The 14,957-nt window shown below is 53.4% G+C and carries 10 protein-coding genes; 5 read left to right on the top strand and 5 right to left on the bottom strand.

Annotated elements, in window-relative coordinates; genetic code table 11:
* Window positions 1–8 precede the first annotated feature (8 nt).
* Window positions 9–233 carry a hypothetical protein gene (locus U6958_RS00970; protein WP_047219693.1) on the bottom strand — a complete coding sequence of 75 codons (225 nt, stop codon included), beginning with the start codon at window positions 231–233 and terminating at the stop codon, window positions 9–11.
* Window positions 234–863: 630 nt separating this feature from the next.
* On the bottom strand, window positions 864–2,066 hold the full coding sequence (locus U6958_RS00965) for a hypothetical protein (protein ID WP_143044574.1): 1,203 nt from the start codon (window positions 2,064–2,066) through the stop codon (window positions 864–866).
* Window positions 2,067–2,862: 796 nt separating this feature from the next.
* Here U6958_RS00965 and U6958_RS00960 point away from each other — a divergent pair.
* Window positions 2,863–3,228: an H-NS family nucleoid-associated regulatory protein gene (locus U6958_RS00960; protein WP_074921891.1), complete on the top strand. Its 366-nt coding sequence runs from the start codon at window positions 2,863–2,865 to the stop codon at window positions 3,226–3,228.
* Window positions 3,229–3,476: 248 nt separating this feature from the next.
* On the opposite strand, the gene U6958_RS00955 is transcribed toward U6958_RS00960, so the two are convergent.
* Window positions 3,477–4,226, bottom strand: a complete 750-nt coding sequence (locus U6958_RS00955; RefSeq protein WP_143044575.1) for a hypothetical protein — start codon at window positions 4,224–4,226, stop codon at window positions 3,477–3,479.
* Between the two features lie 916 nt (window positions 4,227–5,142).
* On the opposite strand from U6958_RS00955, the gene U6958_RS00950 reads away from it, so the two are divergent.
* Window positions 5,143–8,199 (top strand): TrlF family AAA-like ATPase, encoded by a 3,057-nt coding sequence (locus tag U6958_RS00950; protein WP_074921894.1) that lies wholly within the window; start codon window positions 5,143–5,145, stop codon window positions 8,197–8,199.
* An 841-nt stretch (window positions 8,200–9,040) separates the two neighbouring features.
* A complete protein-coding gene (locus tag U6958_RS00945) occupies window positions 9,041–9,526 on the top strand; it encodes a hypothetical protein (RefSeq protein WP_143044576.1) in 486 nt (161 codons plus the stop codon).
* 288 nt (window positions 9,527–9,814) lie between these two features.
* Here U6958_RS00945 and U6958_RS00940 read toward each other — a convergent pair whose 3' ends face one another.
* Window positions 9,815–10,600, bottom strand: coding sequence for a TIGR02391 family protein (locus U6958_RS00940; protein ID WP_074921896.1), 786 nt, complete (start codon window positions 10,598–10,600; stop codon window positions 9,815–9,817).
* A 1,008-nt stretch (window positions 10,601–11,608) separates the two neighbouring features.
* Between U6958_RS00940 and U6958_RS00935 the strand changes: the two genes are divergently transcribed.
* Window positions 11,609–12,385, top strand: a complete 777-nt coding sequence (locus tag U6958_RS00935) for a helix-turn-helix domain-containing protein (protein WP_082138169.1) — start codon at window positions 11,609–11,611, stop codon at window positions 12,383–12,385.
* Window positions 12,386–12,445: 60 nt separating this feature from the next.
* On the top strand, window positions 12,446–13,030 hold the full coding sequence (locus tag U6958_RS00930; RefSeq protein WP_074921901.1) for a hypothetical protein: 585 nt from the start codon (window positions 12,446–12,448) through the stop codon (window positions 13,028–13,030).
* 458 nt (window positions 13,031–13,488) lie between these two features.
* On the opposite strand, the gene U6958_RS00925 is transcribed toward U6958_RS00930, so the two are convergent.
* Window positions 13,489–14,481 (bottom strand): DUF4238 domain-containing protein, encoded by a 993-nt coding sequence (locus tag U6958_RS00925; RefSeq protein WP_082138170.1) that lies wholly within the window; start codon window positions 14,479–14,481, stop codon window positions 13,489–13,491.
* Between the last annotated feature and the right edge of the window lie 476 nt (window positions 14,482–14,957).

Below are 14,957 nucleotides of genomic sequence, written 5' to 3'. Positions count from 1 at the left end.
CCAAACAATCAGTATGTGGACTCCTCGAATTTTGCCAGCAGCGCCTGGGAATGGATAAGTTCGGGAACATGCTGTGCATGCCAGCTCACGCGTGAAACCTGGAAGGTATCGACCATGGGCTCTCCACCTAGTATTAAAACCTCGATTTCGCCATTTTCCTCCATTTCATTGAGACGATGGATAGGAATGTTGAGTTGATACGCTGCCTGCGATTTAGTGATGAGGTGCTCCATGGAATTTCCTTTCTTCGGCTTTGCTTAGATTAATGCAAACCGAGATAGATGTAAACAACTCGTTGGTTTGAAATTGATTTTTTTCGACCCGGGGGTAAATCAACTAGGAATTTACTTGGTAATTTCTATTGAGTCATAGGGCCGGACGTTTAGCCAAGACAGGGACATGCTAGACAATCGCCGATACATTTTCAGTCGTGCGGAACAGATGTATTTCTGCCGCCTGGTGGGTCTTGGAATTAATTTCGCCAGACTTGCATGCGACGGATGGTTGGAAGACGTCTGGCAATAGTCCTATCGCACCCTTACATAAGTTTCGGCGAAACACGTTCTCAGCCAGTGCTCTGGGCAGGCAAATGCATTGGGCTCCCGAGGCTTTGGTGCGGAGAAGGCGACGGGGACGGAACGCTCCAGTTACCTCGGGAGGCCGCAACCTAAACGAACAAGGGAGAGGTCCTTGTTCTACAGCTGTTACTTTCCATCCGTTGGCTACGGCCCACTGCCTCACCTGCTTGGCCAACAGAGCATGCCCTGGCGCCGCTGACGAAGCTAGCCCTGGGGGCCACTTCGTCTTTGGCGGCAGACGCCGGCAGACCTGGATCAGCGGGCTCCAGGGCTAACGGGGCACATCTATCGGGCGGACACTTCGTCGTCAGGGCGAATGAGTACGCGCGCGCATGCTTTCGATGCGTCCGGGGCGCACGCTTGGACGATCCCTGTTCTCAACTGGCCATCGCGAGCAAGTACACTCCATTCGCCGATTGTGTTGCCGCTCACGGCAATCCGTAGCCCTCGAACGAAACCATCGGCCGCAACCAAGTCTGTCGCTGAAAGGAGGGCTGTCACGTTGAGTCGCGCGGGTGGGGCCGGATCCGTGTCTTCAAGCCTGGATCGCAGCCAGGAACCTCGCTGCGCGGCAACCATTGCGACAGTACCCTGATCATCAGGCGTCATCAGGTCCGCCATCAGCTTCTCTGCCTGAGAAACGACACCGCTCAGTACCTTCGCCTGAGAATCAAGGAGCTCGGCCTCTTCTTCGGCGTTAGCATCGCGGAGCGTCTTTGCAAGCTTGGTTGCCGATATGGAGGTGTTCTTGGCTCCCTTTCGGGCTCGATCCAGTGCAGCCCACTGCTTCTGCACCTGAAGGTCTGAGCCGACTGGAATGTATGCATCAGGGTCGTATACCTTGTACCCGGATGCAGACAAAGCTGATGCAACCTTTGCCCTCAAGACTGAAGATGCCAAGTCGGTGTGTGACTTGCTGTTGAGCGTGTATTGGGTTCTTGCCGTCGATGCCACGGAAAAGAAGGCGGACACCACAGCGGGTAACGCGGCGGCGGCTGCACCAAGGGTCTTGGTACCCGGTGTGCCAGCTCTGTTGATAGCGTCCATGAGATCCTGGAGATCCCTATTGCTGGACTCCACGGCGGACAGTGCGAGATCGAGACGAGCCCCAACAGAGTCGGCGGCGGAGATCAGCTCCATGATCCTTTCACTGTTTAGCAAAACCGCTTTCGTCATCAAATCCCCCAGCGCCTTGTCGACCTCTTCGGCAATCTTCGCGGCGAGCGCAGCTGATTGCTGAAACGCAATTGTTGCCGCTGTGGCCTCAACCACGGGGGCATCAGGCTTGGCCAGTTTGTAGTCCTTAAGGTTGGGAACCAAGCTGCTCGACAATTCGGCGCGAGACTTTGCGAGAGCGAGTCTCGCTTGCTCGACCTCCAACCGATCCTTTTCGGCCTGCAGCTCAGCGCTCATCTCAGCCTGAGCACCTGTTGCCGCGCCAATGGCAAATGCCAGAGCTAGAAGCCGCCAGTGATGTGCTAGTGCCATCTTTCGCCCCTCAGTATTTAGGTGGATCGGTACTATCAGGTGCCGATCGCTAATTTCTCACAGTCGTGGAGCGACAGCAACTGGAAATTATCGAGGGGAGAACGGGGACATGCGTTTTCCCCAAGGTGTCCCGTCCGGTAAATGAGTTCAAAACGCAGCTCCACACGTGGCTATGGACTTCCGTACCGGCACTCCCCGGCGCGAGGCGAGGGTGCGATCAGTAGCGAAAAGTCGTAGGGAGATGATCACCAAGGCTGCTTGCGAGCCTTGCATGGGCATGGCGACGATGCGTGCCCTCCTGAGGGAGAGAAAGCGCAGGTGGCTTGATGTATGTATTGCACAATACACCAGCATAAGGCTGAGCTTAGGCGCTGCTTGAGCCGTGAGACTTAATTTGACGCCAACAAACCGGCTGTAACTCCATCTAGCAGCGAAGCTCGCGCTTCGTCACGCCAGGGCGGTAGAGCGCGAGTAAGCTGTAGACAACTGTGCTCTTCACAGGGGCGAAACTCCTTCGACCCTATGCCGGGGATTGCGGGCACCGCAGCCACGACTCTCACGAACGCGACTACAAGTTCAATTGCACTGCGTCTGCCCGAGCAGTCCCACTGTTGGCGTTGGTTCCTGAAGAGTACGTTGGACCTGCAACTGCTTTGTGAGTTCGCTCGGACGAGCGTCCTGCATCTGGTTGTTTTAGCACTTGCGGCCGGCGCTCGCCGCACGTTGCTTCTTAGGAGCGCAAAGCCACATAATCCAGGGCGGAGCCTCGACGAGGTTCAAGAAACACCAGGATCCTATGAATTTGAAAGAACTACTCGCAGCAAAGGCTGCCCTCGACGCTGAGATCGCTTCGGCACGAAAGATTGAATCAGCGGACGCCCTCCGTCGTGTTCATGCGCTCGTCAGTGAGTTTGGTTTCACCTCTCAGCAGGTTTTCCCTCTCGTAGGCACTAGGTCCAAAGAAAAGAAGAAGGGCGAAGCGAAGTTCCGGAACCCTCAGACGGGTGAGACGTGGAGTGGCCGTGGTAAGCAGCCCCGGTGGTTGGAAGGGAAGAATCGAGAAGACTTCGTGATTGAAACGCCAGACACGGCAGCGCGGCAGAGCGGACCGTTCCTCGCGGAAATGGCTGCTGCAGCAGGCCGAAATTGGCCTAATCGCTGAGTCGCAACGAAGCTTTTTTCAGCGACACAGATCTGCACGATTCCACCTCCCCGTTTTTCGCGCGTCTGGATGTGCTTGGTAAATCCATGACGGCTGGTCTATGCGGAGATTGAGAAATGAGCCATCGATGTTTCTACTTGTTGAAGACGGCTGTCTTCCGATACCTGAGATGTCGAGTCTTATGATATTAAGAAGTGGGTCCATCAATATTAGGCGTGTTTAGGGCAAAACAGAAGCTTCAGGCTTGGTCAGCCGAGCCAAGCGGAGAGGCCGAGATCATCCAGATGTAATCCGTATTCGTTAGCAGCACGCAGTTCTTCAATGAGGCTTTCGTCTAGGGGCATGAGTAAGTTCAATTTCTCATCTAGCTTCATACGCGAAGCCAGTAGAACCGCTAGATCGTGGCGCGCGGCTTCTTGGATTTTGCTGAGTACATAGTGATGAAAGCGAAAAGCGGCTTCCAAAGCTACGGCGGAGGATTGTGAGTCCCATGCAAACGTAGCTAGTGGAATCTTTAGCAAAGGCCAAAGTGGCAAGTCGATTGAAATGGGTATGGCCCACTTATTACCGGCATCCTGCAGGCTATCTAGAACTGCAGAATTTGGAGTGTTTTTAGGGTGAACGTAGGCATCACGAATCTTCAGCAGTTCGCGACATCGCTGCGAGGTTCTAACGCCTTTGCTGAAACCCACTAAGCTTTCATTATTGAAGAAGCGGGCAATCTTATCCAGAGGTTTTTGCCTATCTGCCTCCATGAATTGATCTGCCGGCAAATTGAGATTGAATATGAGGCAGTTCGCCAAGCACTCAACGCTTAGTGCCGACGCAATAATTGCGGCTCGGGAGAATCTGTTCCGAGAGAAGTGACCCTCCGCAACAACTGCCTGCCGGTGCTGAAAGAGCGCGTCTGCAAGGAAGTCGAAGAACGGGCTATATTGGTGTTGTGCAGGGAGCGGCGGCCATGATGACTGTTCGCCACTTATGTCCAGTGTATACATCGAAGACCCTTTCGTCACTGAAGAGTTGTAATAAGAATGCTTGTCAAGATACTCGTAATCCGATAGTACTATTGAGTCGATTGGAGTCTATTACGGAGTGTTGTCTGCAGGGTAGTTGCTCGCGCGGCAGGAAGGTGCCTGCGAAACTTCCAACGCCCTTGCTACCTAGGCCAATGCTAGAGCCATCCAAGCTCGGGTCTCTCTTTTTTTAGGATCGGGCTGAAAGTCACCTGACATACGGAGCCAGCATAGATCGAGGCCCTGGGCTTCGGCCCTTCTCCGTGTCCTGCTCGGCTAGTGCTACGAGAGCGACTGGGCCTTCACCGATCGAGGACGTGGAGGCGTTTGACGCTCCTCACCCCTGAGACTTTCGGCCGCGGCCTCGCTCCTTGCTCAGGCTCTCGCAAGCGTGGTCACCCAGCACCGTCGGTCCCGCCTGGTTGGTCTCAACTACATTGACTCTGGCGCCGTCGATGCGATGAGGCTGGACAGCCCCCTGCTGATCTTGACCTCTCGCTGAAAGCTCTTTGTGCGCTTGCAGGCCGCGTTGCGGTAAGCCATGGGACTGCACCTCCAAAATTGAATGACTTATAGAGACTTAGAACGTTGATCGCTAACGCGATGCGCGTCTGTACTTACGCCGGTTAGGGACCAGTGCCACGGTCGTGCGCCGGCGAAGGGGGAGTTGCGTGGTATGGCAGAGGCGCTAGCACTGATGGCCGATGCCAGCTGGCGTCGTGCCTTCCCTGGGGCTTGAGTTTTGTTGAGATCGAGAGGTTGAGGTCTTTTTGTCCCTTGCTCTCCAGACCGCTACACTTAGAAACACCGCTTCTCGACAGATTCGGGAAGTTTGGTGCAGGGCGCTGATACTGCGCGTACACGCGGCTGGCTTAATGAATTCTGGGGAAAAGAGGCTATGAATCAAGGCGCAACCTGGGGCAAGTGGGACCTGCACATCCACACGCCGGCCTCGTACCAGTGGAGCGGAAAACGCTTACGCGATGCCACGACAGCGGCCGAGCGAGATGCTTTGCTGAAGCAAGTTATTGACGGAATCAACGACAGTGGCTGTGTCGCCGTCGCTGTAATGGATTACTGGACCTTTGATGGTGTTCTCGCTCTGCGTGAGTATCTGGGGCGACCCGGCGCGATGAAGTGCAGAGCAACCATTTTTCCTGGCATTGAGCTGAGGATGGTCTCCCCTGGCAGCTTCCGTCTAAACATGCATGTGTTGCTCAATCCGGAGCTTTCCGCCGATAAGCTGAACGCCTTCAAATCGCAACTGAAACTGAGCATGGGCGGAAAGCCGTTGACGGACAGCTACCTCGTTGAATGGGCACGTCAGAACCTGAGCGCAGAGCGCTTGGCGACGCTAGGGATTTCTCGCGAGACCCTCGACAGGGACGAAGTAGCGGCGCTGCAGGCCGGATCAAAGTGCGCAGAGGTGACTGCGGAATCGGTTGGTGCGGCTTTGCGCACTTTTGGCGAGCATGACGCTATCTTGTTCGTACCCTTTGACACCAACGATGGAGTAAACAAAATCCGTTTCAGGGAACACTACTCTTTCCCACGTGAGGTGCTTGCAATGGAGGCTGTCTTCGAGGTCGCCAACCAAGCAAGCCGAGACGCTTTCAACGGGGTTAAGACTGCGGACAACGCCGCCTTTTTCGCTGATTTCCAAGCGGCTATCAGGCACCCAAAGCTGGCCGTTCGCGGTAGCGATGCCCATCGCGTGGCCGACTATGGGAAATTCCACGGCGGGAATCCCACGTGGATCAAAGCGCTTCCAACGTTCGCCGGGCTGCTGCAGGCTTGCCGGGAGCCCGCGAACCGCTCCCATGTCGGAGCCCTGCCGCCCAAAGTCGACTTTGTCGAGAAGAACCCACAGCTTTTCATCAAGAACGTGCACGTGCGCAAGCGTGCTGGCGCGCCCGAGCCTGGGGCGTGGTTCGACAAGACTACGATCCCTCTGAATACGGACCTTGTAGCGCTCATCGGCAGGAAGGGCAGCGGCAAAAGTGCCCTTGCCGACGTCATCGGGGTACTTGGAGACACGCCGAACGAAAAGTATTTTTCTTTCCTTTCCGATCAACGCTTCCGGTTGGCGAAGGACAACAAGGCCAGCTCGTTCGAGGCACAGCTTGAATGGATCCGAGACTCGAAGGAGCCAGAGTGGCGAACGCTGTCCGACAGTAGGTCCCGCAGCGCCTTACCACGTGTCAAGTACCTGCCACAGAGTTACTTCGAAGAGCTTTGTAACGATCACGTCAAAGGCGACGACAGCTTATTGCAGGGAGAACTCCGCGCTGTCATTTTTTCTCACATCCCGGTCACTGACCGTGATGGCGCCAGCTCGCTGGATGAGCTTATAGCGTTTCGCACCGACGTCATAGCGCGAGAGGCGGCAGCCATTCGAGGTGTACTTGAGGCTACCAATGCTCGCATCATCCAGCTTGTTGAGCAAGTGAACCAGCCGGCACAGGATCGTGCGCGGGAATCAGTTCGGCTTTCACTTGTCGGGCTTCGCGCCTTGCGCGACAAGAAGCCTGCGGTTCCACCAGCGCCGCAGGTCAATGACGAGCCCGCCAAGGTCGCGACGGCCGCCATCTCGGAATTGAGTGATCGCATAGCGCAGGTCGAGATGCAGATCACAGCAGCACAGAATGAAGCCGATTTGCTGCGAACCCGGATACGCAATGTAGACGACGTGCTTCAGCGTGTTGCGGCTCTTCAGAAGGTAATCGAGGATGGCAAAGCGGAGTTGTCGAAACGCACAACAGCACTTGGCCTAGAGCTTGAAGAAATAATTCAGGTCACTGTTAACAGGGCACCCTTGAATGAACTGCGGGCTGCGGCTAAATCCAGGTTATTGGAACAGGAGGCAATGCTTCAACTGGGTGTCGAAGAGTCCCATCCAGCACTGCTGGCCGAACTCAAGGCTGAGTTGTCCAAAGAGCGTTCCAAGCTCGATGGCCCGATGAAGGCACACCAGGAGGCTTTAACGGCTCTTCGAGTCTGGGAGGAAGAGTGGGCACTTGCGACAGGCACAGTGGATAAAGAGGAATCATTCTGTGGCAAGTGGCACCGTCTCAAGAGCATGCCAGCGCTGCGCATCGAGCTGCAACAGCTGCGTGAAAGGCGAGTTCAGCTGTCTCTAGCCATACTGGGCACTTTGCGAAAGCGCGGCGACGTGCTCAAGAGCCTTTTCGCTCCTGTGCAGGCGCTGGTGGATGACGAGCCGCAGATTCGTGAAGCGCTTGGCGTGCAGTTCTCGGTCCGATTCTCGTTTGATGTTTTCGTCACACGACTTTTCGATTTCATAAAGCAGAACGCTGGCTCGTTTGTAGGATTTGAGGAGTCCAAGGCCCTTGCCAGCAAGCTGCTGGCGGCACATGACCTCACCACAGATGCGGGCCTTACGGCGTTTCTTTCCGACGTGGACGAGGCATTAACCTTCTCTGTTCGTGGTGGTCAACGCCGAGCCGTCGTCACTTCAACAATTCTCAAGTCCGAAAGGACAGCCGCACAACTTTACGACTTCCTTTTTGGGCTTGAATACGCAAGTCTGAGTTACGGCTTGACGCTCGGCGGCGTCGACCTGGAGCGCCTCTCCCCTGGTCAGCGGGGCGCATTGTTGCTCATCTTCTATCTGCTTGTTGACCAGGACCGCATGCCCATCATCCTCGATCAGCCGGAAGAAAACCTAGACAACGAGACTGTCTACAACCTACTGGTCGGAGTCATTACTCGGGCAAAGCAGCACCGCCAAGTTTTGATGGTGACCCACAACGCCAACCTCGCCGTTGCCTGCGATGCCGAGCAGGTCATTGTCTGCAGTATGGAGCGTGACGGTTCAAACAAGATCTCCTACGAGGCAGGTGCTATTGAGGAGCTGAACCTAAACGAATCGGTAGTAAATATCTTGGAAGGGACGAAGCCGGCGTTTGAGAATCGCCGTCGCAAGTACGTTTGAAAAGGGGTCTAGCGTGAAGATTCGCAAAGACAGATGAAAATGTGCAGTCCGACAATTCGCAATCAAAGCAGGGGCTTCAGTTGTGATTTTCGTGGAGTGGGATGGAACTGCGGCACCTCTCTATGGGTCTTATTCCGGATCGCTTCACAAGCAAAGAATGAGTTTTCTCTTTCCTAAAGTCTAATGTGTAAGAAGTTGGGTGCATGAGAGTCCTTTATAAACAGGTTATTCCACCAGCACCAAATACGCGTGCTATGCGTGCATACATGCAGGCGATTCTCGAAGCGACCGGATTATTGGCAGGGGAGCGCTTCGATATTTCTCGCTTCATGAGCAACTATGGAACACACTTGAAATCAGGCCGTCTTCTGAAGCACAGCGACGGCAGGTATTCATTGAGCGAACAGGGTCGACAGTATTTCATTAGCCGTCTAACTCTGGAGCCCAGGGGCAGAGGTCAGTTCGTGAGTCGAATTGAAGTAATAGAGATGCTGAGCAAGATTACAGGAAATGAGCCTTCTGCTGGGTGGTGCCCGATTGACTAGTAGGGAAGTAGTGGTGCGCTATATAATATTTCTTCGATCGCGCATCGGCAGCTATTTTATTATAAGAAGTTTTTTCACAGACAAGAGCTGTCCTAGCGAGGGGTAGCCAGCTTGGCGGCTCTCATTGCAGTGTAAGGGCTTACCCAATCACATATCCGCCGAGCCGCAAAGTTAGATTCAATTTTTGAAATGGCAATAGCTACGCTCGGACGCCTTTTGGGGCTTCTTGGTATTCCAGAGTGGTAGAATGCAAGTGTGTTAAAAGTTGATTTACTTATTTAAAATAGGAGAATATTTTGATTCCTAGTAAAGAAGACGTTCTCAGCGCGTTCGATTCTTTTGGTCATTCACACGTACCTAAGATGGCGCTACAAATGAAGTTGAGGGATCGGGGATTCGACCCTACACACGTGGTCAACGCACTTAATTCTGCTCTTAATGAAAATTTGTTGCATGAAAGCAACGGTGGATCGGTTTTTAGGGGGAAAGCAGAGGAGTCAATTCTCTCTGAGCAATGGGACGTCGCTATACGTGTTTACGGTTTTCATCAAGTCCGCGAGCAAACACTTGGTCATGCGATGAGTGACAGCGCAAACCAAGCAATGGCTATGGAATTAGAGAGATTTATAGGTATTGGTGGTGTGGCAAAGACAGGGAGAGGGCCACTGGGTGACATAGGTCCAGTTTTAGAACTAAGTGATGGCACTTCGGTCCCCTACACTGCTGGCTCTAAGCTTGTTGCAGGACTGGCGGAGGCATTGCGAGCGGAACTGAGCCGTTGACCCGAAGATTGCGAGTGCGGCCCTCAGTTGGGCCGCGTGGCGCCGCGTCTGTGGGGACTCTTGGAGGAGCTGGCCACCAACTTCGCGAGTCAAAATAGCTGCTTTTGGCTGATACTAGGCGCTCGACGGCCGAGAGTGGATGACGGCAATCGACCGTCTGCGGTCGGTTGAAGTTTGTCCTTCAACGCCTGCTGTGCAGCGATTACAGTCCTACACCCCGCTGAATTAGCCCCCCAAAAGCGGCCATCCAACATTTCACGACTGATCTGGCAGTCAGCCTGCAAAAGGCTAGGCGCGCGGTTTGCACTCCTCAACCCGCCGCGCAAGAAGGCTCAAGGTCACGAGATATTGGGTCGCTTTGGCCTCAGTTAAATCGTGGGCTAGAGAATGCGCCTTTACATTTCGCACGCCTGTGTACACACCCTCAAAAATCATCAAAAAGCCCTTTTGGTCACTCTTACCAGACAACGAGTCGACCTCGCTGAATATCAGACTTCCGTTGTCCAGTCCGAAGGCTTGTCCTACGAGCTCCTTGCCATCTAGGCTCAAACCAGTTCGTGCTCGAATCATGTCAAACACGGCGATCACACCATTAAGCACGGCATCGCGCAAATGCCCGTTTCGAAAGAGAGGAACTGCGTGTGCAACTATCTCAGGATGGAGTAGGTCTTCCACCCGAGGAAAGGCTGATACCAAGCCAATGGGACCTGACGCTGCATTCTCCACGGCCACTTCTGCCGTTGCGGCTTGGGCCTTAGCCAACCACTGCAGCGCGTTCTTAATGAGTGCGACCGCACCGCCGTACTGCTTTTCTGCCGTACCCCGAGAGTAAGAGGCGGCTCCCCTCGCAATCTCGATTGCGCGCTTCAACGGCAGTATCGCGGTTGCCGGTATGACCTTTCTCAGTTCAGGTACAAGCTCGTCGTTCGCAATCATCGGCTCAATTATGGTCGACAAGATCGTCCCAATTTGAAGCTCCTCATAGGGGACACCCCTGTCGTATCTCCGAAGGTCTTCGGATGCTCGGTCGCATAAAGAAATTAGCTCGGCGGCATCTTCAGGAGTCATGCTCATAGGAGGGAGGAAATCATTCCTTTGTTTCACGGGTACGTTACCAGAACGCTGCACATTCTGTCTGGAGTGCGGTCATCGCCCTAGCAAGAACCGACAAGAAAAAACTTGAGTTCGCTTCAGGTACGCAGCAGTATGCGCCCTCTGGTCCTTGAAGTAAGAGCTGAAGACCCATGTTTTTAACATGTCTTGGCATTTCAGCGTGACGCTCATCGTGTTGAGGCTGACGTGCGAGAGACACCCCTGGATGGCCTCAAAGCGGTCACTACCGGCTGACCGCTACCAGGCTAGACCTGCCGTTTACGGCTACGCCCCGGACGGTAGCTTCTGGACGACAGCTGTCCTTGTGCGAGGGCAAGCCTTTCTACGGAGCGCTAAGCGCCCCTGGTGTCTCGCATAAGCCTCCCTGTAGCGGGCGGCTCGGTCGCCGCGAAGTCGCCGGGGAGCGCGTCACTCAGGGTCGATTTGAGCCGTCCTAACGATGCTCACCCTTCATCGTCCCAGTGAGGCGGGGCGCCCGAGCACTCGAAACCGCCCCGCATAGGTCATCGCCAGAGGCTTCGCTCCTCATCTACGCCCGACCTGGTCAGGCTCCCACGTCATTGCCACGAAGGCGGAGCTTCCCTCCCTCTGACTCTACAGAGGTCACCAGCCGAGGCTTCGGTCCTCGTTGGCGCCTGACCTAGGGCAGTCACCCTGCACGGTTGGCTGATCTTGGATGCGCTCAGCCCCAAGGCCAGTGGCCGCCCTCGACGCGACGTCAGGACACAGCCCGCAAGGCTGCATGGTGAGTCAGCGCCAGCCTTTCGCCGGCAGTTCTGTGTGCTCCTGCAGGCCGCGCTTCGCCGCTGGCCAGCGCGGGTGCTCCCCGAAAAAACTAAAGATCAGTGGCGGAAAAACTAATGTGTAGTGGCGTTCCTGCGAAACGCAACTGAACACGTAGCGCGTCACGCAGATAACTCGTTGATTTCTCGCGTCCTCGCAAGCCATGCGCCATCGATCTTTAGAGGGATGCGCCACTGTACTTTCGTCTGTACGGAAAACGCGCCACTGTACTTTAGATTTTTTGGCCAGCAAGGACGAGTAGCGATCTATCGCCCGAGGCGCAAGCGCTCAGGGACGATGTGTGGCAGCGTCGCGGCCTGCCAACGTTTCGCATGTATTTTTGCTGTGCCGGGGCGACCGAGATCTGCGATCACAGAGCGGTGCTTCCGAGGTGGCCCGTACTTGCTTGTATGCTCAACCCTGCGCCCAGAAACGCCGATCCAACTTCTAGGCTTTTGTGTTCTTCAAATATTTATCTCTTTTATGCATACGGTCCCGATTGTTCAAGATGACCTGCCTTTGAGGCTACGTACGGAGCGAGAGCGTTTAGGTCTAAAGCAAGTTGAATTGGCGAAGCTGACAGGAATATCCCGTGGAACGCAGGTTTCCTATGAGGCGGGGAAATCTGAGCCTACAACTGGCTACTTGAAGAAGTTGAAGCGAGCAGGAGGTGATATTAACTTTCTGTTGTTTGGTTCAGAGGATTACGATGAATTCTCCGAGAATGCAATTTCGACTCTCTCCGTAGCAATTGACTGGAAGCTAGTACAAGAATGCACTGAGGCAGTGGACTTTTTTTTCTTACGGTCTGGTTTGAACTGTCCATCTAGGTTCAGGTGGAAGTTGGTCAAGAAAGTACATTCCGAGGTGACTACTTGTGAAGTTCAGGAGCCGTCAAGGCCAGACCTTCTTGATCTGGTGTCGAGGCTCTGGGAAGATTATGAACACTGGGCCAGTGATTAGATAGAACTTCATACGTCATTTGCGAGTCATGGTATTTATTTCAACTATTTCAGGAATTGAATGGCGATTCAATACTCAAAAATACCGAGCCACTGGAGTTACTTCCTAGCACTAGAGGACGATCTGCTAAGGATGTCACGCTGGATCGAGTTTTCGCAGGAAAATGAGAAGACCTACTCTATAGAATTGGCTAGGCTTTTGATGACTGCTGCGGCGGAGGTGGATATTTTGGCAAAAGCAATATGTGGCAGTATTCGCCCCAAAGATAAGGCTTCTTCTATAAATGAGTATCAGGCTATACTGTGTGAAGCGGCGCCAATCATTGTTCAGACTGCGGTTGCAATGCCCAGATTCGGAATGCATTTCAAGCCTTGGTTAAATTGGAGGGCGGCAAAGTCACCTCCAGATTGGTGGACTGGAAATAATAAAGTGAAACACCATAGAGCTGATCATTTTCCAGAGGCTAGTCTTAAAAATGTTCTAAATGCCTGTGCAGGTCTTCTGGTTTTACTGACGATTTACTACGGGGCGGATCAGGATTATTTGTTCCCGGCGCCTAGCCTTTATGTTCCCAGTACCTTCGGGATTTTGGAGAATTCTGCCATCCGACTTCTGCGACCTGATGGCGCACAGTTCCCTGATTGAGGCGTCGGCGCCATTGTTGTTGATGGCACCTGAAAAGTCTTTAAACTTCTGCGGTACGACGCTGAATTTTCGCTTCACAGCAAGCCATGTGCCATTAATCTTCGGCGAGATGTACCACTGAGCTTTAGCCTGTGCGGCCATGAGGGCGCGAGGATTGAGTTATCGGCCGAGGCGCAAGCGCTCAGGGCCGAAGTGCTGCGGCGCGCGAGTTGCCAAGGGCTCTCGTGTGGTAGCTAGCGACCCATTGCCGCCGCTTTGTGTTTCCTGGTTAAGCGACTGCTTTATCTGTACGGTTCCTGGGAGTACGAGGAATCAGCGCTCTTGGCCTACGATGTTCTTCTGCCTGTTAAGAGGCGCTCCGAGCGCAAGGCAAAAACGGAAGCTTGTTGCAAAGCATCGGGCGATCATATTGCTATATTAATACCCATATCCAAACGCCACGCGTGAACACCAAGCTTTCAAGATTCTTTGGATTTTTTGATTAATGTCGAGTTTTCAATAAGGTCATCCTCATTTTTTTTGCTGACTAAAAATTTTCGACCAAATCCTGTGTGCAAAATACGAAGTTGCTCAATAATTTGGGGTTGCAGTTTGCGCCATACTATGGCCGAATCAATCCCTGGAGTATTCGTCCAGGAGGCTAGCGTTTTTCGAAATTGGATCATTATGCTTTCAGCGCCTGTATCCGGTAGAAGAAAGCAGTGAAAATTCGGACCAAGAGGGACGGAAAGAATGGTGTCATTTTTATGGAGTACGTTATAAACGGTTTGCGGTAGCAAATTAGTATTTGTTCGTATTTCCGACACTGGGTGGTCGCTAGTTACAAGACTTTTATCTTCCACATAACTAAGAACTATCTTATAGCCATCAATCAATCGAGCGGGCAGTCGCGTCATGCCGAGCTTTACGAGTTCATAAGGCCGATTCTGTTGGAGGAGTAGTTTCTTTTCCACGTCCGATAGGCCGCTTGCTATTATCGAATGTTCAATTTCATCTACTGTACGCGATGTGCGTATGAGTTGAGCACTGATGAAATCTAGCAATTTTTTTTTCGCGCCTGATGCAGACAAAAGCCGGGCTGCTTCCTCGCACATAGCCTCTTCTGGTCGCAAAGAACTCGTGAGATTCTGAGGATCTAATTTAGAAATACTTTTGAGTAGCGGAGCGACTGCAGACTCTATGTCTCCCAAATAATTCTCTATTTCATTAGTAGGATTTGCGGCATCATTCTCGTAGAAGTAGTCATCGCCCAAAATTCTCTTGGTCGTCCTGGGTGAGCTTTTATCTTTGAGCAAATCGTGCAACCACACGTGATTTTCCGGATCAAACCACAAGCGCAGGTAATGTTGTGGAACTTGATGCTGAAACTTTGTTATTTGCTTATTCATTTGTGAAGTTTGAAATTCGAGATGTCTTGACGACTGCATTCGGTTGGTGATAGTGAACTTCATCCGGCTAAACGCAATTCCTAACTATAGAACATCTGAAGGTCGGCCCAAACTGAATGTAAATTTTCTGCGATAGGCGTCATGAGCCTATTTTCGATGTTGCGAAGTCTCAGAGCATTATGACTTCGTTGAAGTGTAGGTCAGGCGTTAACGTCTAGTTATGGCCGCCAGCTATCCTTGTGTGAGGGCAGGCCTTTCTACAGAGCGCTAAGCGCCCCCTGGTGTCTCGCGTAAGCCTCCCTGTAGCGGGCGGGATGTTGGCCGCGACATTCCCGGGAGCGCGCCACTCAGGCTCGATTTGAGCCAACCAAATCATGCTCACCTCTCATCGCGCCAGTGAGGCAGGGCGGCCGAGTACTCGAAACCACCCCGCATAGGTCATCGCCAGCGGCTCCGCTCCTCATCAGTGCCCGACCTGGTCAGGCCCCCCGTCATCGCGCCACGAAGGCGGAGCTTCCCTCCCTGACTCCACAGAGGTC

Source organism: Delftia lacustris (assembly GCF_040267515.1).
Classification (GTDB): Bacteria; Pseudomonadota; Gammaproteobacteria; order Burkholderiales; family Burkholderiaceae_C; genus Comamonas; species Comamonas tsuruhatensis.
This window is presented reverse-complemented; position numbering and strand designations above follow the sequence as displayed.

What these genes read in the sequence shown, in the direction of transcription:
- U6958_RS00970 (WP_047219693.1), bottom strand. Translation starts at nt 233, where the DNA reads ATGGAGCACCTCATCACTAAATCGCAGGCAGCGTATCAACTCAACATT.
- U6958_RS00930 (WP_074921901.1), top strand. Translation starts at nt 12,446, where the DNA reads ATGGCGATTCAATACTCAAAAATACCGAGCCACTGGAGTTACTTCCTA.
- U6958_RS00955 (WP_143044575.1), bottom strand. Translation starts at nt 4,226, where the DNA reads ATGTATACACTGGACATAAGTGGCGAACAGTCATCATGGCCGCCGCTC.
- U6958_RS00935 (WP_082138169.1), top strand. Translation starts at nt 11,609, where the DNA reads ATGCGCCACTGTACTTTCGTCTGTACGGAAAACGCGCCACTGTACTTT.
- U6958_RS00950 (WP_074921894.1), top strand. Translation starts at nt 5,143, where the DNA reads ATGAATCAAGGCGCAACCTGGGGCAAGTGGGACCTGCACATCCACACG.
- U6958_RS00925 (WP_082138170.1), bottom strand. Translation starts at nt 14,481, where the DNA reads ATGAAGTTCACTATCACCAACCGAATGCAGTCGTCAAGACATCTCGAA.
- U6958_RS00965 (WP_143044574.1), bottom strand. Translation starts at nt 2,066, where the DNA reads ATGGCACTAGCACATCACTGGCGGCTTCTAGCTCTGGCATTTGCCATT.
- U6958_RS00940 (WP_074921896.1), bottom strand. Translation starts at nt 10,600, where the DNA reads ATGAGCATGACTCCTGAAGATGCCGCCGAGCTAATTTCTTTATGCGAC.
- U6958_RS00960 (WP_074921891.1), top strand. Translation starts at nt 2,863, where the DNA reads ATGAATTTGAAAGAACTACTCGCAGCAAAGGCTGCCCTCGACGCTGAG.